Annotated in this window: 6 protein-coding genes (1 of these 6 only partly in view); 2 read left to right on the forward strand and 4 right to left on the reverse strand. The window is 72.4% G+C overall.

Annotation, left to right across the window (positions count from 1 at the left end):
* Positions 1–13452: a non-ribosomal peptide synthetase gene (locus AMYBE_RS43360; protein ID WP_020659967.1), complete on the forward strand. Its 13452-nt coding sequence runs from the start codon at positions 1–3 to the stop codon at positions 13450–13452.
* The gene (locus tag AMYBE_RS0113760; RefSeq protein WP_020659968.1) at positions 13449–14654 is read left to right on the forward strand and encodes a macrolide family glycosyltransferase; all 1206 of its coding nucleotides are present in this window, start codon (positions 13449–13451) and stop codon (positions 14652–14654) included. Before AMYBE_RS43360 ends, AMYBE_RS0113760 begins: the two co-directional genes overlap by 4 nt.
* Here AMYBE_RS0113760 and AMYBE_RS0113765 read toward each other — a convergent pair.
* The 4 genes in view from AMYBE_RS0113765 to AMYBE_RS41655 are tightly spaced (each overlapping or abutting the next) and all read right to left on the reverse strand, a layout consistent with a single transcriptional unit that may run on beyond the window.
* Entirely contained in the window at positions 14640–16373 is a 1734-nt protein-coding gene (locus tag AMYBE_RS0113765; RefSeq protein ID WP_020659969.1) for an ABC transporter ATP-binding protein, read from the reverse strand. The genes AMYBE_RS0113760 and AMYBE_RS0113765 overlap by 15 nt on opposite strands.
* Positions 16370–18046, reverse strand: coding sequence for an ABC transporter transmembrane domain-containing protein (locus AMYBE_RS0113770; protein ID WP_020659970.1), 1677 nt, complete (start codon positions 18044–18046; stop codon positions 16370–16372). Before AMYBE_RS0113770 ends, AMYBE_RS0113765 begins: the two co-directional genes overlap by 4 nt.
* Positions 18039–20006, reverse strand: coding sequence for a B12-binding domain-containing radical SAM protein (locus tag AMYBE_RS0113775; RefSeq protein WP_020659971.1), 1968 nt, complete (start codon positions 20004–20006; stop codon positions 18039–18041). The genes AMYBE_RS0113770 and AMYBE_RS0113775 overlap by 8 nt, the downstream gene beginning before the upstream one ends.
* On the reverse strand, positions 19991–22667 hold the 3' portion of the coding sequence (locus AMYBE_RS41655; RefSeq protein WP_034286978.1) for a non-ribosomal peptide synthetase. 656 nt of this gene lie beyond the right edge of the window; the window shows 2677 of its 3333 coding nt (coding positions 657–3333); its start codon lies beyond the right edge, outside the window; the stop codon is at positions 19991–19993. The genes AMYBE_RS0113775 and AMYBE_RS41655 overlap by 16 nt, the downstream gene beginning before the upstream one ends.

Below are 22667 nucleotides of genomic sequence, written 5' to 3' on the forward strand. Positions count from 1 at the left end.
ATGGCCGAACGGATCTGTCCCGCCTCTTGCGAACAGGAACGGATCTGGTTCGCCAGCCAATTCGAGCAGAATTCCCCCGCTTATCACATCTCGGCGGCAATGTCGTTGCCGCCGGTCGCATTGCCGCCGGAAAAGATCGAGGAACTGCTCGCGACCGTGACGGCCCGGCACGAGGCCCTGCGCACCTCGCTGGCCGCCGACGAGCACGGCGTGCTGCACCAGACGGTCCACGACGAGGTGGTGCTCGACGTCGAACACGTCGACCTGCGCGCACGCGAGCGCGCAGCGGCCGAGGCGGCAGCTCGCGACCTGCTGCGGGAGCTGAGTCTTCGGCCGCTCCCCCTGTATCGGGCACCTCTGTGGCGCGCGGTATGCGTTCGTCTGGCTGACGAGGACTACTGGCTGCTGTTCGTGGTGCACCATGCGGTATTCGACGCGACGTCGAGTGTGCTGTTGCAGGCTGAGCTGGACGAGCTGTGTGCGGCGTCGGCGGCCGGACGACCGGCGGAGCTGCCGGAACTGGCGACGCAGTACGCCGACTACTCGGCGCGCCAGCGCTCCGCTAGCGGCGATCAAGAACGGCGGCTGGCGTACTGGCGCGATCAGCTCGCCGAACTGCCGGACGAGAACCTGCTGCCCACGGATCTGCCTCGGCCCGCGGTGCCGGGACACAAGGCCGCCGCAGTGCCGTTCCGTTTGCCGGACGGCTTCCTCGACCGAGTGACCGCAGTCGGCCGCGAACTCCGCGCGACGGCGTTCATGGTGCTGCTGGCCGCGCACCACGTGCTGCTGGCGCGACTGTCGGGCACCGCGGACGTGGCGATCGCGGTGCCGGCCTCCAGCCGTGACCGGGCGACGCAGTCGGTGATCGGGATGTTCGTCGACACGGTGATCGTGCGCGTCGCGCTGCCCCCCGGACTGACCTTCGCCGAAGCGGTCTCGCGGGTGCGGGAAGCACTGTTCGACGGCTTGCGGCACAGGGGAATCTCGTTCCAGGAGATCGCCGAGGAGTTCAGTGCCGGCGGGGCCGGCCGGTTCGGCCGGCTGTCCCGGCTCGCGTTCAACTACGTGCCGTCGTCGGGGCACGAGTCGGTCCACAACGGGTGGGCCCGCGCCGATCTCGCGCTTGAGTTGTCCGCTGTGGACGGATGGCTGCTGTACCGGACGGATCTGTTCCGGCGGAGCGGCGCCGAGGCGCTGACCCGGCGCTACCTCGGTTTGCTCACCGCGGCACTGGACGCGCCCGGCACGCGGCTGCGCGACCTCCCCCTGCACGCCGACGGCGAACTGGCGGAGGTGCTGGCCTGGAGCACCGGCGAACCCGCGGCGGCTCCGGAACCGCTGTCCGACCTGCTCGCCCGGCACGCCGGGAACGCGCCGCAGCGCACCGCCGTGGAAGCGCCGGACGCCACGTTGACCTACGCCGAACTGCACGAACAGGTCGAGCGCCTGGCCGCGGTCCTGACTGCCCGCGGGATCGGTCCGGAGCAGGTCGTGGCGATCGTCGTGCCCCGGTCCGCCGCCTATCTGACTGCTGTCCTGGCGGTGCTCCGATCCGGAGCGGCGTTCGCCCCGATCGACGCCGACACCCCGCCACCGCGAATCGCGACGCTGCTGGCGAACACCACGGCAACCGTGGCCACCTCGTCCACAGTGGACCTCTTGCCGCCGGGAAGCGACCCCCTCGTGCTGGACGCGCTGGACGATCTGCCAATCGCGGCGACGATCCGGCCGGCGGTTCCCGACAACGCGGCCTACCTGCTGCACACCTCCGGCTCGACCGGCGAGCCGAAAGGCGTGGTGGCCACGCGCGGATCGTGGGCGCGGCTGGCCGCGACCTGGGCCGGGCGGCTGGGCCTGACGGGCGAGTCACGAGTCGCGCAACTCGCCTCCGCGGCCTTCGACGCCTCCGTGGCCGAGATCGGCGCTGCGGTGGCCGCTGGTGCGACGCTGGTGATCCCCGATGCTCCGACAGCCGGCGAGAATCTGGCGAAGTGGCTGGACGAGCGGGCGGTCACCGAACTGCTGCTCACTCCGACGGTCCTCGCCAGCCTGCCGGAAGGATCGCTCCGAACCGTCCGCACGGTGTTCGTCGGCAGCGAGGCGTGCCCGACGGAACTGGCGGCGCGATGGCACCGGAACGGGCGCCGGGTCGTCAACGCCTACGGCCCTACCGAGGCGACGGTCAGCGCGACGCTCTGGGACTTCGAACCCGGTGCCGAGACGCCGACCGCGCCGATCGGCCGCCCGCATCGGGGCGCTCAGGTCTACGTGCTGGACGCGGCGCTGAAACCGGTGCCGCCGGGGGTGACCGGGGAGCTGTACCTCGCGGGGTCCGGCGTCGCCCGGGGTTACCTGGGCCAGCCGGGCCGGTCGGCGGAGCGGTTCGTGGCCTGCCCGTTCGGCCCGCCGGGTGCGCGGATGTACCGCAGCGGCGACCTCGCGAGGTGGAGCTTCGACGGGCTGCTGGAGTTCCGGGGCCGCGCCGACGACCAGGTCAAGGTGAACGGCATCCGGGTCGAGCCCGGCGAGATCGAGGCCGCCCTGCTGGCGCGGCCGGACGTCGAGCACGCCGTGGTCGTGCTCCGCGAAGGACGGCTGGTCGGATACGTTGCCGGGTCCGCTGTGGACACCGAGGCGGCGCTCGCGGACCTCGCGCACCGCCTGCCCAGCGGACTGGTGCCCGGCGCGCTGGTCGCGGTGCAGTCGATTCCGTTCACTCGCAACGGCAAACTCGACCGGAGCGCGCTGCCCGCGCCCGCGGCGCCCACGGCTCCCCGCGGCGGAGAGGCGTCCGGCACGGTCGGGCTGATCTGCCAGCTGTTCGCCGAGGTGCTCGGGGTGGCCGAGGCCGGGCCAGAGGACAGCTTCTTCGCGCTGGGCGGCGACAGCATGTCCTCGATCCGGCTGGTGAACCGCGCCCGCAAGGCAGGTCTGACCTTCTCGCCGCGGGACGTGTTCCGGCGGCGGACCCCGGCCCGGATCGCCGCCGCCGGGCCCGAGAAGCCGCCGGAAAGGCCGTCCCGCAACGGTTCCCGCGCGGAGGAACGGACGCTGGCGGACGTGTTCGCCGAGACCGCGCGGCGGCATCCGGAGGCTCCGGCGCTCGACGACGGAACCGCGTTGCTGAGCTACTCCGCCCTGTCCGAGCAGGCCAGTGCCCTGGCTGAGCGCCTGCGAAGCCACGGGGTCGGCGCGGGAGATCGGGTCGGGGTGCGGGTTCCCTCCGGCACGGCCGAACTGTACGTCGCCATCCTGGGCGTGCTCATCGCCGGCGCGGCCTACGTCCCGGTGGACGCCGACGATCCGGAAGAACGTGTCGAACGGATCTTCAGCGAGGCCGAGGTCGCAGCCGTAGTGCGGCAGGGCGGCCGGGTCAAGCCGCGCCCCGCGACCGGGAGCCGGGCGGACGGCGAGGTCTGGGCGATCTTCACGTCGGGCTCCACAGGGCGGCCGAAGGGCGTCGCCGTGCCGCATTCCGCTGCGGTGTCCTTTGCCGACAGCGAGGCGCGGCTGTTCTGCGCGGGTCGGCCGCTCGGGCCTGGCGACCGGGTGCTCGCCGGGCTCTCCGTCGCCTTCGACGGGTCCTGCGAGGAAATCTGGCTGGCGTGGCGCAGCGGTGCGTGCCTGGTTCCGGCGGCCCGGGAAGCGGTCGAAGGGACTTGGTTGCGGGAGCGCGGGATCAGCGTGGTCTCGACGGTGCCCGCTCTCGCCGCCGCCTGGACAGCGCAGGATCTGGAGTCGGTGCGGCTGCTGATTTTCGGCGGCGAGCCGTGCCCGGCCGATCTGCTCGATCGGCTGGCCGGGCCGGACCGCGAGATCTGGAATACCTACGGACCCACCGAAGCCACCGTGGTCGCGACGCTGTGGCGGCACCGGCCCGGTCGCGCGACGACGGCGACGGCGCCGATCGGCCGTCCGTTGCCGGGCGTCGCCGCGCACGTGCTCGACACGCGGTTGCGCCCGGTGGAACCGGGCGAGCCCGGCGAGCTGTACCTGACCGGACCCGGACTCGCCCGCGGCTACCTCGGCCGCCCGGGCTTGTCGGCCGAGCGGTTCGTGGCCTGTCCGTTCGGCCCGCCGGGCGCGCGGATGTACCGCACCGGCGACCTGGTCCGCGAGCACTCCGACGGCATCCTGCACTTCTGCGGGCGCGCCGACGAGCAGGTCAAGGTCCGCGGCGTGCGGATCGAGCCGGCCGAGGTCGAAGCGGCCCTGCGCGCCGATCCGGCGATCGAGCGCGCGGCGGTAGCCGTGCGGGAAGACGAGCCGGGAAGGCGACGAATCATCGGCTACGTCGTGCCCGCTCCAGGGTCCACAGTGGACGTCGAGAGCGTGCTGACCGGGCTCGCGACCACGCTGCCCGGCGCTTTCGTCCCGGCCGACCTGGTTGTCTTGGAAGAGATCCCGACCACCCGCAACGGCAAGACCGACCGCGCCGCGTTGCCGGCCCCAGTCCGGTCCGCGACGGCCACCACGCGCTCGACCACCTCGGCGGAGCAGGTGCTCTGCCAGGTGTTCGCCGAGGTGCTCGGGCTCGCCGGGGTCGGAGTCGACGACAGCTTCTTCGCGCTCGGCGGGGACAGCCTGCTGGCGATCGCCCTGGTCGGCCGGGCGCAGGCGAAGGGGGTCCGCTTCACGCCGCACGAGCTGTTCCTGCGCCGCACCCCGGCCCGGCTGGCGCGGCTGGCCGGAGACCGCCGGACGCCCGCCGACTTCCCGCTGGCGCGGCTGAATCAGGCCGAGGTCGACGGCCTGCTCCGCGACTACCCGGGCCTCGTCGACGTCGTGGCGCTGACGCCGCTGCAAAAGGGCCTGGTGTTCCACGGCAGTTACGACACCGACGACAACTACCGAGTCCAGCTGGCGCTCGATCTGGACGGCGACCTCGATCCGGGCCGGCTTCGCGCCGCGATGGACGCGCTGGTCCGCCGCTACCCGAACCTCGGTGCGGCGTTCCCGGCCACCCGCGACGGCCAGCTCGTGCAGGTGCTCCCGGCGCACCGCCCGCCGCGTTGGCGCGAGGCGGATCGCTCCTTGGCAGAACACGAGGCCGAGCGGATCGCCGCCGAGGAGCTGCGTGCGCCTCTGGACCTTGCCCGTCCGCCGCTGTTGCGCGCCGCGTTGCTGAGGCTGGGCGAAGGACGGTCGCGGCTGCTGCTGACCCTGCACCACGTGCTGCTGGACGGCTGGTCCACCCCGATCCTCCTCCGCGAACTGCTCGCGCTGGCCGCGGGCGCGCAGCTGCCGCCCGCCGCCGACCACCGCGACTACCTGCGCTGGCTGGCCGAACAGGACCATGCGGTCGCGGCCAAGGCATGGGCGCAGGCGTTGCGGGATCTCGACGGCCCGACCCTGCTCGCCCCGGAACGGCTGCGCTCGCGCACTGTCCGGCCGGAACAGGTCGGCACCCGGCTGCGGGCGGAGGTCTTCGACGCTCTCCGGGATCGGCTGCGCGGGCTGGACCTGACGCTCAACGCCGCGGTGCAAGCGGCGTGGGCGGTTCTGCTCGGCAGGCTCACCGGAAAGCCCGATGTCGTGTTCGGCACGACGGTCTCCGGGCGACCGGCCGAGCTGGAGCACGCCGACCGGATGGTGGGGCTGCTGATCAACACGATTCCGGTCCGGGTCCGGTGCTCGCCGCACGAGCCGCTGGCCGGGCTGTTGCGCCAGGTGCAGGACCAGCAGGCGGATCTGCTGGAACACCAGTATCTCGGGCTCGCCGACATCCAGCGCGCGGCCGGGCACGGCGCGCTGTTCGACACCGCGACCGTGGTCGAGAGCTACCCGGACCTGGGCGGGCTCGGTCGCGCCGGCGCCGGCGAACTCGCGGTCACCGGGTTCGCCAGGCAGGAGTCGACGCATTACTCGCTCTACCTCTACGTGATCCCTGGCCGCGAGCTGACCGTCGAACTCGCCTACCGGCCGGACGTGGTCGGGGCGGACACCGCGACCGAGATCGCCGAGAGTTTCCTCCGCCTGCTGACCGCGATCGCTGTGCAGCCTTCGCGCCCCGCCGGAGCGGTCCGGCTGCTGACCGACGACCGCGCTCAGGCGTTGCTCTCGACCGGATTCGGCACCCGGTCGGCGGCCCCGCCGTTCGATCCGGTCTCGGTGGCCGATCCCGGCCGGATCGCGGTGCGCGACGTGCGGGGGCAGCTGACCTATCGCGAACTCGACGCAGCGGCGAACCGGCTGGCGCACTTGCTGATCCAGCACGGCGCGGGGCCGGAAAAGACCGTGGCAGTGGCGATCCCGCCGTCCGCGGACTACCTGACCGCACTGCTCGCGATCACTCGGGCGGGCGCGGCCGTGCTGCCGCTCGACCTCAACCATCCGCAGCAGCGCCGGCGGTTCATGGTCGAGGACACCCGCCCGCTGCTGACTCTCGGAACCGCGACGACACTCGACGGAGTGCCCGGTCCGCATCTCGTTCTGCCGAGCGCGATCGATCAGCCCGACACGCGCCCGGTTGAGCGCGCGACGCCGCAGCATCCAGCGTTTCTCTTCTACACCTCAGGTTCGACCGGCACCCCGAAGGCGGTCGTCACCACGCGCGCCGCGGTCGCGAACGCCGTCGCCGCCTTCGTCCCCGGCTACCGCCTCGACCGGAACGCCCGGATGGCGCACACCACCTCGGCCGCGTTCGACATCTCGGTGGCAGAACTGTTCGCGCCGCTCGCCGCGGGCGCGACGGTGGTGATCCCGGGTCCCGGCGTGCCGCGTGCCGGGGCCGGACTCGGCGATTGGCTGCGCGAGTCGGAAATCAGCCACGTTCAACTGGTGCCGACGGTGCTGGGCACGATCCCGCCCGAATCGGCGGCCGGGCTCCGCACAGTGATCGTCGGCGGCGAGGCGTGTCCGGGCGAACTGGCGCAGCGGTGGAGTGCGGGCCGCACGGTGGTGAACGCCTACGGCCCTACCGAGGCGACGATCTGGGCGACGCTGTGGGACTGCGAGCCCGGCTCGGCCGCCGCTGTCGCCGCGATCGGCAAGCCGATGCCAGGGGTGCGCGTCCTCGTCCTGGACTCGGCGCTGCGGCCGCTCCCGCCGGGCATCACCGGTGAGCTGTACCTGGCCGGAGATTGCCTCGCCCGCGGTTACGGCGGCCGGCCCGCGCTGACCGCCGAGCGGTTCACCGCTTGCCCGTACGGTCCGCCGGGCACGCGCATGTACCGGACCGGCGACCTCGCGCACTGGGATTCCGATGGCACGCTGCACTACGACGGCCGCACGGACGGCCAGCTGAAGATCAACGGCGTACGGGTGGAACCCGGCGAGATCGAAGCGGCACTGCTGAGGCATCCGGATGTCGGACAGGCCGTCGTGGTCACCGTCGAGAAGCGCCTGATCGCGTACGTGGTCCCCAAAATCGACGCAGCAGACGTCCGGGAGCATCTCGGCCAGCTGCTGCCGCAGTCCGTGGTGCCTGGTGCGGTCGTCGCGCTCGACGAGCTGCCCCGGCTGGCCAACGGCAAGATCGACCGCGCCGCGCTGCCCCGGCCGGTCCGGCAGGGGACGCGTCACCCGGCCACCGCGCGGGAGGCGACGCTGTGCCGGATCTTCGGCGAACTGCTCGGCACAACCGGCGTCGGCGCGGACGACGGATTCCTGGATCTGGGCGGCGACAGCATTTCCGCGATCCAGCTGGTGACCCGGGCACAGTCCGCCGGGCTCGGATTCACGCTGCGCGAGGTGTTCCGCCACGGCAGTCCGGCGGGACTCGCCGCGGTGGCGCGGGTTCCGGCCGGCGGCGAGCCGAGCGGCGGGACCGTGCAGCTGACCCCGGTGATGCACTGGCTGGCCGAGACCGGCGGCGACATCGGCCGGTTCAGTCAGTCCGCCTTCGTGCACACCCCCGCCGGGCTGACCGAGGCGCGCCTGGCGGGCGCGTTGGAGCAGGTGCTCGCGCGGCACGAGATGCTGCGGATGCGGTGGACGCGAGCGGCGATCGACATCCAGCCGGGTGCGGGCAACTGCCTTCGCCGGGTCGACGTCACCGGTCCGGACGCCGACGCGCTGATCCGGGAGGAGGCCGCGGCGGCGGGTGCGTCGCTCGCGCCGGAGCAAGGGGTGATCGTGCGGGCAGTCTGGTTCGATGCCGGAGCTGCCCGCCGGGGCAGCCTCCTGCTCGTCGTGCACCACCTGGCCGTGGACATCGTGTCCTGGCCGATCCTCCTGTCCGATCTCGCCGCTGCCTGCGAGACCCCAGGAACGCCGTTGCCACCTGTGCCGACCTCCTTCCGCGTCTGGGCCGCACGACTGCACGAGGAAGCCCGCTCCACGCGACGGGTGGCCGAGCTGCCGTACTGGAACTCGGTCTTGGCCGGCACTGGCCCGGTGATCACCACGGAGAGCCTGGACCCGGAGCGGGACACCTTCGGCTCGGCGACGCATCACACCGTGTCTCTGCCGGTGGACACCACTCGCGCTGTGCTCGGCCCGGTGTGCACGGCGTTCCACGCCTCCGTGGAGGACGTCCTGCTCACCGCGCTGGCCGTCGCGGTCGCTGACTGGCGGGAGCGCAACTGCCTGCCGCGCAAGGCATTCTGGGTCGATGTTGAGGGCCATGGCCGGGCAGACCTCGATGACGGGATCGACCTGACGCGCACGGTCGGCTGGTTCACCAGCATGCGTCCGGTGCGGCTCGACCCCGGTCCGCTCCAGTGGGACGACCTCTGGTCCGGCGGCGCGGACGCGGGCGCGTGCCTGCGCCGGGTCAAGGAGCAGGTTCGCTCCGCGCCGGGCCGGGGCATCGGCTACGGGCTGCTGCGCTACCTCAACCCGGACACCGCGGCCACCCTCGCCGCCGCCCCCGCGGCCCAGATCGCGTTCAACTACCTCGGCCGGTTCACCCCGTCCGCCGAAGCGGACTGGGCTCCGGTGACCGACTACCACGCGCTGACCTCCGAGGTGATCACCGGCGGCTCCGGCAACCGGCAGCCGCTGGGCCATCCGCTGCTCGTCGACGCGCACGTCACCGAAGGCCCGGACGGCCCCGTCCTCGGCGCCACCTGGACCTGCGCCTCGGCCCTGCTGTCCGAAGAAGACGTACAGGACCTGGCGGAGTGCTGGACCCGCTCGGTGACCGCGCTGGCCGACCACGCCCGGACTCCCGGAACCGGCGGGCACACGCCGTCGGACTTCCCGCTGGTTCCGCTGCGCCAGTCCGATGTGGACAGAATCGCGGCGGACTACCCGGGCTTCGCCGACGTCCTGCCGCTCACGCCGCTGCAACGGGGATTCGTGTTCCACGCCAACCTGGACAGCGCCGACGCCGATCTCTATCGCATGCAGCTCAGCGTGGATCTCACCGGCGAGGTGGAAGCTTCGCGGCTGCGGGCGGCGGTGGCCTCGGTGCTGGCGCGCCATCCCCACCTGCGCGCCGCTTTCCCGACGGTCAGCTCGGGTGAGCCGGTCGCGGTGATCCCAGCGCTGACCGAGCCGGAGTGGGCCGAGGCCGACCTGCGGGCCGGCGGCTCGGCGGAAGCGCTCGCCGAGGAGGCGGCGGCCCGGCCGTTCGACCTGACCAGGCCGCCGTTGGTGCGAGCGCTGCTGGTGCGGCTGCCCGGCGGACGGAACCGGCTGGTGCTCACCTACCACCACGTTCTGCTGGACGGGTGGTCGATTCCGTTGCTGCTGGACGAGATTCGCCGCGGGTACACCGGGCAATCCGGGGCGTCGGCGGCGGAGCTGCGCGACTACTTCGACTGGCTCGGCGGACGGGACCGCGAAGCGGCAGTTCGGGCGTGGCGGTCTTCCCTGGACGGCCTCGCCGGTCCGACGCTGGTCGCTGATCGGCGTGCCGTCGCCGATCCGGTCGAGATCACGACTGCACTGTCCACTGAGGACTACGCCAGGTTGTCGGCGCGGCTACGGCAGCTCGGCGTCACGCTCAACACGGCCGTCCAAGGCGCCTGGGCGATTCTGCTCGCCGAGCACACCGGCCGCGCGGACGTCGTGTTCGGCACCACCGTGTCCGGGCGGCCCCCGGAGCTGCCCGCCGCGAACGAACTGATCGGACTGCTGATCAACACGCTGCCGGTGCGGGTGCGGCTGGCCGCCGACGAACCGCTCGCCGAGTTCTTGCGGCGGCTTCAGCGGGAGCAGGCGGAGCTGTTCGAGCATCAGTACCTCGACCTCGCCGAGCTCCACCGGCTCGCCGGACACGGCGAGCTGTTCGACACCGCCACCGTCGTGGAGAACTACGCTGGCGCCCAGGAACTCCGCGACAGCGACGCCTTCTACGCCGGAGTCGGCGGGCGGGAGTCGACCCACTACCCGCTCGACCTGACCGTCCGTCCCGGCGCCGAACTCGGCGTCCGGCTGGCTTACCGGCCCGATGTGATCAGCGCGGCGACGGCGACCGAGCTGGCCTCGCGCTTCCGTCAGGCCCTGCTGACGGTAGCGGCCGAACCCGATCGGATCCTCCGGCCCACCCCGACCGTCGCCGAGTGGTTCAGTCAGATCGCCGCACGCCACGCGGACCGCCCCGCGGTCTCTGACGCGCGGGTCTCCTACACCTACGCGGAGCTCGACGCGGCGGCCAACCGGCTCGCACACTTGCTGATCGCCCGCGGCGCGGGCCCGGAGCGCACCGTCGCCGTCGCGGTGCCGCGCGGAGCCGACCACCCGCTGGCGATTCTGGCAGTGCTCAAGGCCGGAGCGGCGGTGCTGCCGGTGGACACCGGATACCCGGCCGAGCGGATCCGGTTCATGCTCGCCGACTCCCAGCCGGTACTGACCCTCGCGCACCAGGAACTGGACACTCCGCACCTCAACCTTGCCGAGCCTCCGACCGCCCAGGCCCTTGCCGCGCAGCCGGACACGCCGCCGAGCGTCGAGCCGCGGCCGCTGAACTCGGCGTTCGTGCTCTACACCTCGGGTTCGACCGGCACGCCGAAGGCCGTGTCCGTCCCGCACGCCGCGGTCGCGAGCATGGCTGCCGCGCAGATCGACGGGTTCGCCGTCGATGCCAGCTCCACCGTCTCCCAGTTGTCGTCGCCGAGCTTCGACGCGGCGATCTCCGAACTGTGCACCGCGTTGCTGTCCGGCGCGCATCTGCTGCTGCCGGCTCCGGACGTCATCCTGGAAGGCCCTTCGCTGGCCGAGTGGATCACCGAGCACGAGGTCACGCACGTGCAGCTCGCTCCCGCGGTGCTGGCGACCGTCCCGGCGGGGAGCCTGCCGCGAGTGCGCACCCTGGTGGTCGGGGGCGAAGCCTGCCCGGGCACGCTGATCGAGACGTGGGCGCGCGGCCGCGCGATGGTGAACACCTACGGCCCGGCCGAAGCCGCCGACACCGTCACACTGTGGCCCTGCTCCCCCGGTTCGGGCCACGCCGTCGCACCGATCGGCCGCCCCATTCCGGACACCGAAGTGTTCCTGCTGGACTCGCGACTGTCCCCGGTCGGCTCCGGAGAAGTCGGCGAGGTCTACGTCGCCGGGCCGGGTCTCACCCGGGGTTATCCGGGCCGGCCCGGGCTGACCGCGCAGCGGTTCACCGCCTGCCCGTTCGGCCCGCCCGGCGCGCGGATGTACCGCACCGGCGACCTGGGCCGCTGGGATTCCGGCGGCCTCCTGCACTACGAGGGACGCGTTGACGACCAGGTCAAGGTCAACGGGATCCGGATCGAACCGGGCGAGGTCGAGGCAGCCTTGACCGACCACCCGGACGTCGCGCAAGCGGTGGTCGCGCCGGCCAATGGGCGACTGATCGGCTACCTCGTGCCCGCGCTCGGCGCCGCGGTGGATCCGGCGGCCGTGCGGGCCGGGCTCGCGGCGCGGCTGCCGGTCCACCTCGTGCCGTCCGCGCTGCTGGTGATGGCGCAGATCCCCCGCACCGCCAACGGCAAAATCGACCGTGCGGCACTGCCAAGACCGACCGTCCCCCAGCAATCCGCTGCCTTGGCCGGCCGGGCTTCGCGCACGCCGCACGAGCGGATGCTCTGCGAGGTCTTCGCCGACACCCTCGACCGGCCGACCGTGGGCGTCGACGACGATTTTCTCGCCCTGGGCGGTCATTCGCTGCTCGCGATGAGGGCGGTCTCGCGGATCCGCGACCTGCTCGGGGTCGAGCTCACGGTGCGCGAGCTGTTCGATCATCCGACAGCGGCCGGGCTCGCCGCACGGGTGGAACAGGCCCGGCCCGCCGTGGCCGCACCGCTGGAGCGCCGGTCGCTTCCGGAACGGGTACCGTTGTCGCACAGTCAGTTCCGGTTCTGGGCTCGGGACCAGCTGCACGGCCCGGCGGCTGCCACGGTGCTACCGCTCGCCCTGCGGCTGCCGGAGCTGGACGAGCCCGCGATGACCGCCGCACTGGCCGACCTGGTGGCGCGGCACGAATCGTTGCGGACGGTCTACGAGGTGCACGAAGGCCAGCCGTATCAACGCATCTTGGCCCCTTCGCCGCCTTGCCTGCGGCGGCTGACCGCGACCGCGGCGGACCTGGATCGGGTGCTTTCGGACGCGGCGGCCGAACCGTTCGACCTCACGCGGGAGCCGCCGCTGCACGTCTCCTTGGTCACCGGCGCGGCACCGGTCCTGCTGCTGGTGCTTCCGCACGTCGCCGCGGACGGCTGGTCGCTGGACGTGCTGTCCCGCGACTTCCGGCAGGCGTATGCCGCTCGACGGGCCGGGGGGCCGCCGACATGGCCAGTGCTTCCGGTCCGTTATGCCGATTACGCGGTGTGGCAGGACGAACTGCCAGCCGACGATCAGCTCGCGCACTGGCGGTCGGTGCTCGCCGGACTGCCTCCGGAAATCCCGCTGCCCGCGGACCGGCCGCGACCGCCAGTCCGGACCGGTCGGGGCGGCACGGTGCTCGGCCGATTCGACGCCGGACTGCGCGAGGGCCTGACCGCCGTGGCCCGGGAGTGCGGGGCGAGCCTGTTCATGGTGTTGCACGCCGGTCTGGCGGCCCTCCTCACCGGCCTCAGCGGTGCCACCGACCTGCCGCTGGGCACCCCGATCGCCGGCCGGCCGCGCCCCGAGCTGGACGATCTCGTCGGGTGTTTCGCCGACTGCCTGGTGCTGCGCACGGACACCTCCGGCGACCCGTCGTTCCGGGACTTGGTGGCACGGGTGCGCGAGGTGGACCTGACCGCGTACGCCAACCAGGACGTGCCGTTCGACCGGCTCGTGGCGGAGCTGGCGGCGCGGACCCCGGACCGGCATCCGTTGTTCCAGGTCCAGCTGGCCCTCCAGGACCTGCCGGTCGGCGCGAACCGGGGTGACGAACTTCCGGTCGCGATCGGCACCGACTCCCACGACCACGACCTGTACCTGGAGTTCCAGCAGGCCCGGGCGAACGAACTGGACGCTTACCTGCACTACTCCAGCGACCTGTTCGACCGCGCCACCGCCGCCGGACTGCTCGACCAGCTTCGGGCGCTGCTCGCCGCCGCTGTCGACGCTCCCGACGCGCCGCTGTCCCGGCTGGGGTTGTCGTGACGCACCTCTGCATGGTGAATCTGCCGTCGCACGGCCATGTGCTGCCGAGCCTGGAGGTGATCCGGGAACTCGTCGGCCGCGGACACCGGGTGAGCTATGCCAATGATCCCGCGTTCGCCGACGTGATCACGGCGGCCGGCGCGGACTTCGTGCCGTACCGGTCCACGCTGCTGTCCTATCTGGACGGCCGGACGGACTGGCCGTCCGACGAGATCGCGCACCGGGACCTGTTCCTCGACGACGCGATCGCGATGATCCCGCAGCTGCGGACGGCATTCGGCCGGGACCGGCCGGACCTGGTCCTCTACGACCAGGGCGTGGGCGCGGTGCGGGTGCTGGCCGAGCACTGGCGGGTGCCGCACGTGATGTTCTCGCCGAACTCCGTCCCGGACCGCGGCGACGACGAACTCCTGCGCGAATTCGAACAACGACGGCGTTCTCCGCGCTTCTCCGTCCACTACGAACGGTGGGCGGAATGGCTGCGCGACAACGGAATCCCGTCCGGATACCTGGGCCGCCCGGCCCGAGAGCTGGCCCTGATCCCCCGGGTGCTGCAGCCGAACCCCGACCGGGTGGACGCCCGGCGGACCACCTTCGTCGGCCCCTGCTTCGGTTCCCGTTCGACGGCACCCGCGTGGCAGGCGCCTGCCGGGGCTGAGCGAGTGCTGCTCGTGTCGCTGGGATCCACGTTCACCAGTCAGCCGGGGTTCTACCGCGAATGCGTCACGGCGTTCGGCGATCTGCCGGGCTGGCACGTGGTGCTCCAGGTCGGCAAACACGTCGATCCGGCCGCGCTCGGCGAACTGCCCGGCACCGTCGAGGTACGGGACTGGGTGCCGCAGATGGCGGTGCTGGAGAAGGCCGCCGCGTTCGTCACCCACGGCGGGATGGGCGGCTGCGTGGAGGCGCTGTTCCACGGGGTGCCGATGATCGCCGTCCCGCAGGACCCGCACACCGACCAGCCGGACAACGCCGACGCGCTGGTCCGGCTCGGCGTCGGCCGCAGGATCGACCCGGGCGACGCGACTGCGGCCGTGCTGCGGCAGAACTTGCTGGAGCTGGTGGGAGCGCCGGAAGTGCCCGCTCGGCTGGCGCAGGTCCGCCGGGAGCTGATGGCGGAAGGCGGGACCGGGCGGGCTGCCGACCTGATCGAGGCGGAGCTGTCGGGGGTCCGCGGAGGTTCGGCTTCAGCTGCGCCATGACTGCCACAACGCGGCGTAAGTTCCCCGCGCGGCAAGGAGGTCGTAGTGGCTGCCGAGTTCGGTGAGCCTGCCGTGCTCCAGCACCGCGACGCGGTCGGCGTCGTAGGCGGTGTGCAGCCGGTGCGCGATAGCGATGACCGTCCGGCCGTGCAGGACCGCGGCGAGGGCGCGTTCGACCCGCCGTGCCGCGTTCGGGTCGAGCATCGCGGTGGTCTCGTCGAGGACCACCGTGTGCGGGTCGGCCAGCAGGACCCGGGCGAGCGCGATCTGCTGTGCCTGAGCGGGATCGAGCGAGCTGTCGCCGCGTGCCGGATCGCCCAGTTCGGTGTCGAGGCCGTCCGGCAAGGCCGGCGCCCAGGTGGCGCCGACCGCATCCAGCGCCCAGGCGAGCCGCTCGTCGGGGGCTGCGGGCGCCGCCATCGCCAGGTTGTCCCGGAGGGTGCCGACGAATATGTGGTGTTCCTGGGTGACCAGCAGCGCCCGGCCGGGGGCGAGCCGGTGCGCCTCGGCGCCTCCCACGGTGACGCTGCCCGCCCTCGGAGCGTCCATCCCGGCCAGCAAGCGGCCCAGAGTGGACTTGCCCGCGCCGGACGGGCCGACGATGGCCAGCCGTTCGCCGGGGTGCACCGTCAGGTCCAGGTCGTGGAGGACGTCGGCGGTGCCGTGGTAGGCGTAGCACAGGCCCTTGACCTCGATCCGGTTGTCGACCGGGACGGCGGCGGCCGGTTCGTCGCCGGCCGCGGCTTCGGCGACGCCCTTGATCCTGGCGAGGGACGCTCCGCTGCTTTGCAGTTGCTCCAACCAGAACAGCACGTGGTCCAGCGGGTCCACGAGCTGCCACAGGTACAGTCCGGCCGCGATCACCGCGCCGAGGCTGAGCAGCCCGGCCCGGTGCGCGCCGCCGCCCGCGACGAGGATCACCGCAACCGGGATCGAGTGGGCGAACACTGTTCCCGGGATGAAGACCGTTCGCAGCGACAGCGTCCGCATCCTCGCGGCGTACGAGGAATCGATCGCGCGTTCGGTAGCGTCGATCCGCTGCTGCTGCAGGCCGAACACCTCGACGGCGCGGGCGCCCTCGGCGGTCGCGGCCACGGCGTCCGCGAGCGCCGAGTTCGCCTCTCCCTCGGCGAGGTAGGCCGTGCGGGACCGGTTGAGGTACCAGCGCGTCACGCACCACATCAGCGGAAGACCCGCCAGCGCGCACAGGCCGAGCAGCGGATGCAACGCGAAAACGGCGCCGAGGATGAACACAGCCTGCACCACCGAGACGAACAAGTCCGGGATCGCGTCGCGCAGCGTGCCGCCGACTTGCGCGACGTCGCTGGAGCCTCGGGTGACCAGGTCGCCGACCCCGGCGCGTTCCACCACCGGCACCGGCAGGGCGAGCGTGTCGTCCACGAACCGCTCGCGCAGACTGGCCAGCGACCGCTCCCCGAACCGGAACGCCGCGTACCGCGCGAACCGGGTGACCAGCAGCTGTGCCACCGCGAAGGCCACCATCGCCACCGCCAAGAGGTCCACCGCGGACCCGGTGGCGCCCGCGCTCACCCGGTCGACGATCTCGCCGACCAGCCACGGGGCAGCCAGCCCGAGCACTGCCGCCGCGCAGTTCAGGACGACGATCACGGTCACGGCGCCCGGGTCGGCGCGCAGAAGCCGCAGGCTCTCGCGACGCACCGCGCGGCTGTCCGCCACCGGCAGCGACCCGCCGCTCATCCCATGCCTCCGCGGGCGACCAGCGCGCGGTACGCCGGCACGCGACCAACCAAGTCCGAATGCGAACCCGCCGCGACCACACGCCCGTCCGCCAGGAAGGCGACCCGATCCGCCTTCGTCAGCAAGAGCGGCGAAGTGCTCACCACCACCGTGCTCCGCCCCCTCCTCGCGGCCCGCAGCCGCTCGGCGATCAGCGACTCGGTATGCGCATCCACCGCCGCCGCGGGGTCGACCAGCAGCAAGACGTCCGCGTCCGCGAGAACTGCCCGGGCCAGCCGCAGCCGTTGCCGCTGGCCGCCGGACAGGCTCCAGCCCTTGGCGTCCACTGTGGAGGAAAGACCGTCCGGCAGCGCGGCCGCCACGTCTTCCGCCGCCGCGATCCGCAGCGCCGCGGTGATCGCGTCGTCGTCGCGGCTCGTGGCCAGGGTTTCGCGCAGCGGGCCAGCGAACAGATACCCGTCGACATCGCTCAGCACGACCCGGCGGCGGACCTCGGCCAGTGCGACCGCACCGAGGGGGACATCGCCCCACCGAACGTCCGCGTCGGTGAGCCGGGCGAGTCGTTCGAGGACCGTGACAGCTTCGGCCGTCGCCGAGGTCGCGAGCACCAGCAACTCCCCCGCGCGCACCTCGAGCCCGGAGGCGCGGTCGGCCATCGACGCCGGTCCCGGCGGTCCCGAACGCGCGTCGGGACGGTCGGTGACCTGGGGGCGCAGCAGCAGAATCCGCACCACTCGCCGCGCCGCCACCAGACCCAGGCTGAGGTCGCCCGCGCCCTCGATGAAGGAGGACACCGGCACCACGAGCACGGCGACGTAGCCGTAGACGGCGACCAGCTCGCCGACCGTGATCTCCCCGGCGGCCGCCATCCGGGCCGCGATCCAGGTCACCGCGCCGAGGAACAGCGCGGGCAGGCCGACGCCGAGCGCCTGGATCCAGCTGATCACCGCGCCGATCCGGTTGCCCTCGGTGCGCAGCGCTTGCGAAGCACGGCGGTAGCCGCCCGCGAACCGGTCCTTTCCGCCGATCCCGCACAGGACCCGCAGTCCTCCGGCGATGTCGGCGGCCCGGGTCGTCAGCGCGGCTTCCTGCCGCCGGTACTCGGTCTCCACGTGCTGGAGCCGTCTCAGCAGCGGTCCGGTGAGCACCACGAGCAGCGGCACCCCGAGCAAGACCACGAGCGCCAGCGTCGGCGACACCGAAAACAGCAGCACCGCGACCACCGCGAAGGCCACGACGCCGCCCAGACCGGGACCGGTCACCGTCAACGCCCAGCTGATCCGCATGACATCGGTCGCCGAGATGCTGACGACCTCGCCCGCCGAGACCTTCCGCGGCAGGGTCGCGCCGACGTCGACGGCCTGGCGAGTCAAGGCCCGCACGGTGCGGAAGGAGGCGTCCATCCGGACCTGCGTCATGGTGCGGTGCCGCACCGTCTCCAGCGCGGCGTTGATCGCGCCGACGCCCAGGATCGCCGCCGCCCAGCCCAGCAGCGCCGCCATGCTCCCGCCGCGCAGTCCTTCGTCGACGGCGCGCGACAGGAAGTACGGCGGCAGCATCAGACAGCCCATCCACGCCGCGCTGACCAGCCCGCCGCACAGCACCCGGGCCGGTTGGCGGCGCACCAGCCACCACAGGTAGCCGCCCGGCCCCCGGGTGTCCGGTTCAGGCACCGGCGTCGTCCCGAACTGTCACCAGCCCCTTCGCCACCAACGTGTCCACAGCGGAATGCAGTTCGCCGGCCCGCGCGTCGCCCTCGGCCAGCCTGCGCAGGACCGTCTCCTCGTTGTCCCCCAACGGGTGCACGCGGGCACGGTTGCGGTCGAGCGCGATCGTGATCGCCAGGTGAGACCGTTCGAAGCCCGCGTGCGCGGAGCCGGTGTCGTCGTCGAAGTGCACCGCGCCGGAGTTCGCCACCAGGACGCGGTGCAGGACGACGCCTTCAGCCAGCGACAGTTTCGCCTCGGCGGCGAGCGGCTCGGCGGGTTCCGCGCCGCCGTCGAAGAACTTCCGGAACACGTTGGGGCCGAACCGGGCGGTGTAGAGGATGTCCTCCGGCACGTCGATCAGCGCGACCTCCGGGTAGAGCCGCTGGATCCGCTCGGCCAGCCCGGTGGAGGCGCCGCTGTTCTCCTCGTAGTCGAGGTGGTACCAGCGCCGCGCCCGGTCGTCCTTGACGGTGATCCCGTACAGCTCGGGCTCGTCGGCGATCGGCGCGCCCTTGAGCAGCCGGAACGTGCCCGCGTCGGCGCGGCCGATCACGTGCCGGTGGTCGCGGACGAACCGGTAGGTGTCCTCCGCCTCGGCCGCGGTCTCCGACGGGAAGTCGCTGAACACCCCGGCCTCGACGGAGATTCCGGCGGTGTGGCACATCGCGAGGATGTCGGTCATCCGCTGCGGGGTGGTGCCCTTGTCCATCGCCTTGAGCACGCGTTCGTTCGCGCTTTCCAGTCCCATGTAGAGCCGCACGCACCCGGCTTCGCGCATGGTCGCGAACACTTCCGGGGTGAAGCCCTTCTCGAACCGCGCGACCCCGTGCCAGCTGATGTTCGCCTGCCGTTCCAGCAACGCCTCCGACAGCGACCGCAGGTGGGCGGGCAGCATCACGTCCGCCTCGAAGGAGAACACGTCCTCGCCGGTCGAGGCGACCACGGACGCCACGTCCTCGGCGATCAGCTTCGGCGAGCGCATCCGGTAAGGCGCGATCTTGATGAAGGCGTAGTTGCAGAACGCGCACCGGTTGAAGTAGCAGCCGCGCGTGGGCATCATGCAGATGACCCGCTTGGGCGCGAAGTAGTCGTTCAGCGGCAGCATGGTGAAGTCCGGGGCGGGCAGCCAGTCCAGGTTGAGCTGGTAGCCGGGGTCGAGCTGCTCGCGGACCGCGCCGCCGGCGTAGCGCACGATGTTGCGCACTGAGTCCGGATCACGTTCTCCGGCAAGGGCTTCCGCGAAGTGCAGCAGGGTCTCGTCCGCCTCGCCGACGAGGAACGAGTCGAGCCAGCGGCGGAACCGGGCGTCGGCGGTGAGCACTTCCCGCCCCCAGGTGATCACCGGCCCGCCCGCCGTGACGTGCACGCCCGGGTCCTGCCTGCGGATCTCCTCCGCGAGCAGGAACGCCGGGATCAGCTGCGAGAAGTACGGCACCGAAAGCCCGATCAGCCGCGGTTTCCGCGCCAGCAGCGACGGAACGGCGACGTCGCGGAAGTAGCCCGCGAGCGGCCCGGTCTCGGTGTCGACCGCATGCGCGACCTCCTCGTAGCTGTCGTAGGCCGCCTGCGAGTAGGAGTACTTGCCGAACCGCGAATCCGGTGCACCCGCGGTGATCAGGTCGCCGGCGAGGTGGAAGATCCGCTTGGCGTACAGCAGTTTCGCCGGATCGTAGAAGTCGGCCGGATCACGCAGGATCCGCCGGGACTCGGTGATGTTCGCGACGACTTCGGCGGCGCCGCCGTCCGCGGCCTTCGCGAGCGGTTCCGGCCTCAGCAGGTGGTCGAATGCCTCCAGGTTGAGATCTCGGAGTTCGACCTCGTCGTACCCGCCGCGCCGGAGCACGGCGCCGAGCAGCGGCAGCGCGCCGTGCGGCAGCGAAGGATCCGCCGCGGGCGGGAAGACGAGCGTTATCGGGAGGCCCATGACCGCCCTCCTCTGGTCTGGGCTCGGGTCCGGCGGGCGCGGGCTCGCCGGTCGGCCGCTTCGAGTGCGGTGTCCGCGGCCTGGCCGTCCAGGAACGCGGCGAACGCGCGCACGGTGGGATAGCGGAACAGGTCCACGAGCCGAGCACGGCTGCCCCATCGCCGTTCGATCCGTCCGTGCAGGACGATCAGGGCGAACGAAGTCCCGCCGAGGTCGAAGAAATTGTCGGAGATCCCGGCTGTGCGCCCGTCCAGGACTTCGGCCCACATCCGGACCAGTTCTCGTTCGGTGTCCGACCACGCGCCGTGATCCGCCTCCGGCAGCTGAGTCGCCGGGATCTCGCGGATTCCCCGGCTGAGCATCGGATCCAGCGGGGGCTTCTCGCCGGTGGCCGTCAACGCGGCGATCCATTCGAGGTACGCGGCGAGCAGCCGGTCGATCCGGTCGGATTCGTACAGCGCAGGGTCGTAGAGGAGTTCGACGCCGAACCCGTCCGCGTGGCGTTCCACGTAGACGGTCAGGTCGAACGCGGAGCCGGGCTGTCCGGCGGGCAGGGTCTCTGTGGCGACCCCCGGCAGGACGAGTTCTCCGGGCGCGAAGCCGTAAACATTGAACAGCACTTGCACGAGCGGTCCGCGAGTGGATTCCCGGGGCACCCGCAGTTCGGCGATGATGCGCTCCAGCGGTGCGGCCGGGTGCGCGAGGGCGGCCACGAACTCGGCGGCCGCGCCGCGAACCGTGTCCGCGAAGCTCCGCGCGTCGTCGGCGCGGCACCGCAGCGGAGCGATCTCGACGAAGAAGCCGACCAGATCGTGAAACGCCACGTGTCCCCGGTCGGCGACCGGGGTTCCCAGCACGAGGTCGTCGCGTCCGGTGACGCCGTGCAGCAGTTCGGCGAACGCCGCGAACAACACCACCGAGGACGTCGTGTCCAGGTTGGCCGCCAGCTCTTCGACCGCGGCGGAAACCTCCGGGTCGAGCCGACCCCGGACCAGCGCTCCCCGGTGTGCCTGCGCTGACGGACGGGAGTGGTCTCGGGGGAGGTCGAGGACGGTCGGCGCGTCCGAGAGATGTTCGCGCCACCAGGCCAGGTCCTCGGCCGAGCGACGCCGGTCGCGTTCGCTCCGCCAGGCCGGGTAGTCGGCGTAGCCGACCGGCAGCGGCGCCAGTTCGCCCGTGTAGGCCGCGGAAAGGTCGCGGCAGAACGGCTGGAGCGACCATCCGTCGAACACCGCGTGATGAAAGGTGATCGCGAGGACGTGGTCATCGGGTGCGAGGCGCAGCAGCTTCGCCCGCACCAGCGGCCCGCTCGCCAGGTCGAACGGCGCGGTCGCTTCCGCGTCCAGCTCCGGCTGGAGCTGATCGGCGGACAAGTCCACGACCGGCAGCGGCAGTGCGGACGGCGGGTCGGCCACCGCCCGGGGCAGGCCGCCGTCGGCCGGGAACCGCCACCGCAGCACCTCGTGCCGGGCGAGGACGGCGTTCAGCGCGGCCTGCAACCTCACCGGATCGACCGGTCCGCGCAGCCGGCGGGCCAGCGGCGTGTTGTACGCGGCTGAGCCGGGCGCCAGCCGGTCGAGGAACCACAGCCGGCGCTGTCCTGGCGAGAGTTCCGGCGGATGTCCCGTGGTCAGCTCGATCTCGTCGGTGCGCGCGGCTCGTTCGACGCGTTCGATCAGCCCGGCGAGGGTCCGGCCTCGGTAGATGTCGCCGACCCCGACGTCGCGGCCAACTTCGGCGCGCAGGGCCGCGGTCATCGTCATCGCGGTCAGGGAATGTCCGCCGGCGTCGAAGAAATCCTCTCCTACGCCGAGCATCCGCTGCCACACGCGGGCCACCGCCGCGGGCAGCGGCTCATCCGGGGCACCGACCGGCCCGGGGCCGGCGGCGGCCAGCTCGCGAAGCCGGCTCAGATCGACTTTGTGCGAGGCCAGCAGCGGAAATTCGGGCAGGCAGAACACCCGCGTCGGGACCATCGCGGCGGGCAGCCGGCCCGCACAGTACTCCCGCAGTGCCGACGGCTCCACCGTCTCCGGGACGCAGAACGCGACCACCGCGCCGCGAACCGTGTCCACGACGGCGTGCCGGACCCCCGGGTGCGCTCGCAGCGCGGTCTCGATCTCGCCGAGTTCCACCCGCTGGCCGCGGATCTTGACCTGGCGGTCCAGCCTGCCGAGGAACTCCAGGTCCCCGCTGCCGGTGCGGCGCACGAGATCGCCGGTGCGGTACGCCCGCCCGCCGCTGCCGAACGGATCGGCGATGAACCGTTGCGCGGTCAGCCCGGGCCGCCCGAGGTAGCCGCGAGCGAGCCCCGCGCCGCTGATGAGCAGCTCGCCGGGGGTGCCGGCGGGCACCAGGCGCAGCCTCTCGTCGACCACGTGCAACCCGTGCTCCCCCAGCGCGCCGCCGATCGGGATCGGCCGCGTCCACTCTCCACGGGCGTCGAAGGAAGACACCATGACCGTGGCCTCGGTCGGTCCGTAGCTGTTGAGGAACCGGCGGCCCGGCCCGGTCCACCGCGCGACCTGCTCCGGCCCCGGCGCCTCCGATCCCGTCCCGAGCACCGTCAACGCGGGCAGTCCGTGCGGTTCGACCAGTGGCAGCAGCGAAACCGGCAGATTGGCGTAGGAGACCTCGTGGGCACGCAGGAATTCGTGCAGC

The sequence above is a fragment of the Amycolatopsis benzoatilytica AK 16/65 genome, from assembly GCF_000383915.1.
In the GTDB taxonomy this organism is placed as follows: domain Bacteria; phylum Actinomycetota; class Actinomycetes; order Mycobacteriales; family Pseudonocardiaceae; genus Amycolatopsis; species Amycolatopsis benzoatilytica.

Excerpts from the sequence above, each read along its gene's own strand:
- AMYBE_RS0113765 (WP_020659969.1), bottom strand. The coding sequence starts at position 16,373 with ATGAGCGGCGGGTCGCTGCCGGTGGCGGACAGCCGCGCGGTGCGTCGC.
- AMYBE_RS43360 (WP_020659967.1), top strand. The coding sequence starts at position 1 with ATGGCCGAACGGATCTGTCCCGCCTCTTGCGAACAGGAACGGATCTGG.
- AMYBE_RS0113775 (WP_020659971.1), bottom strand. The coding sequence starts at position 20,006 with ATGGGCCTCCCGATAACGCTCGTCTTCCCGCCCGCGGCGGATCCTTCG.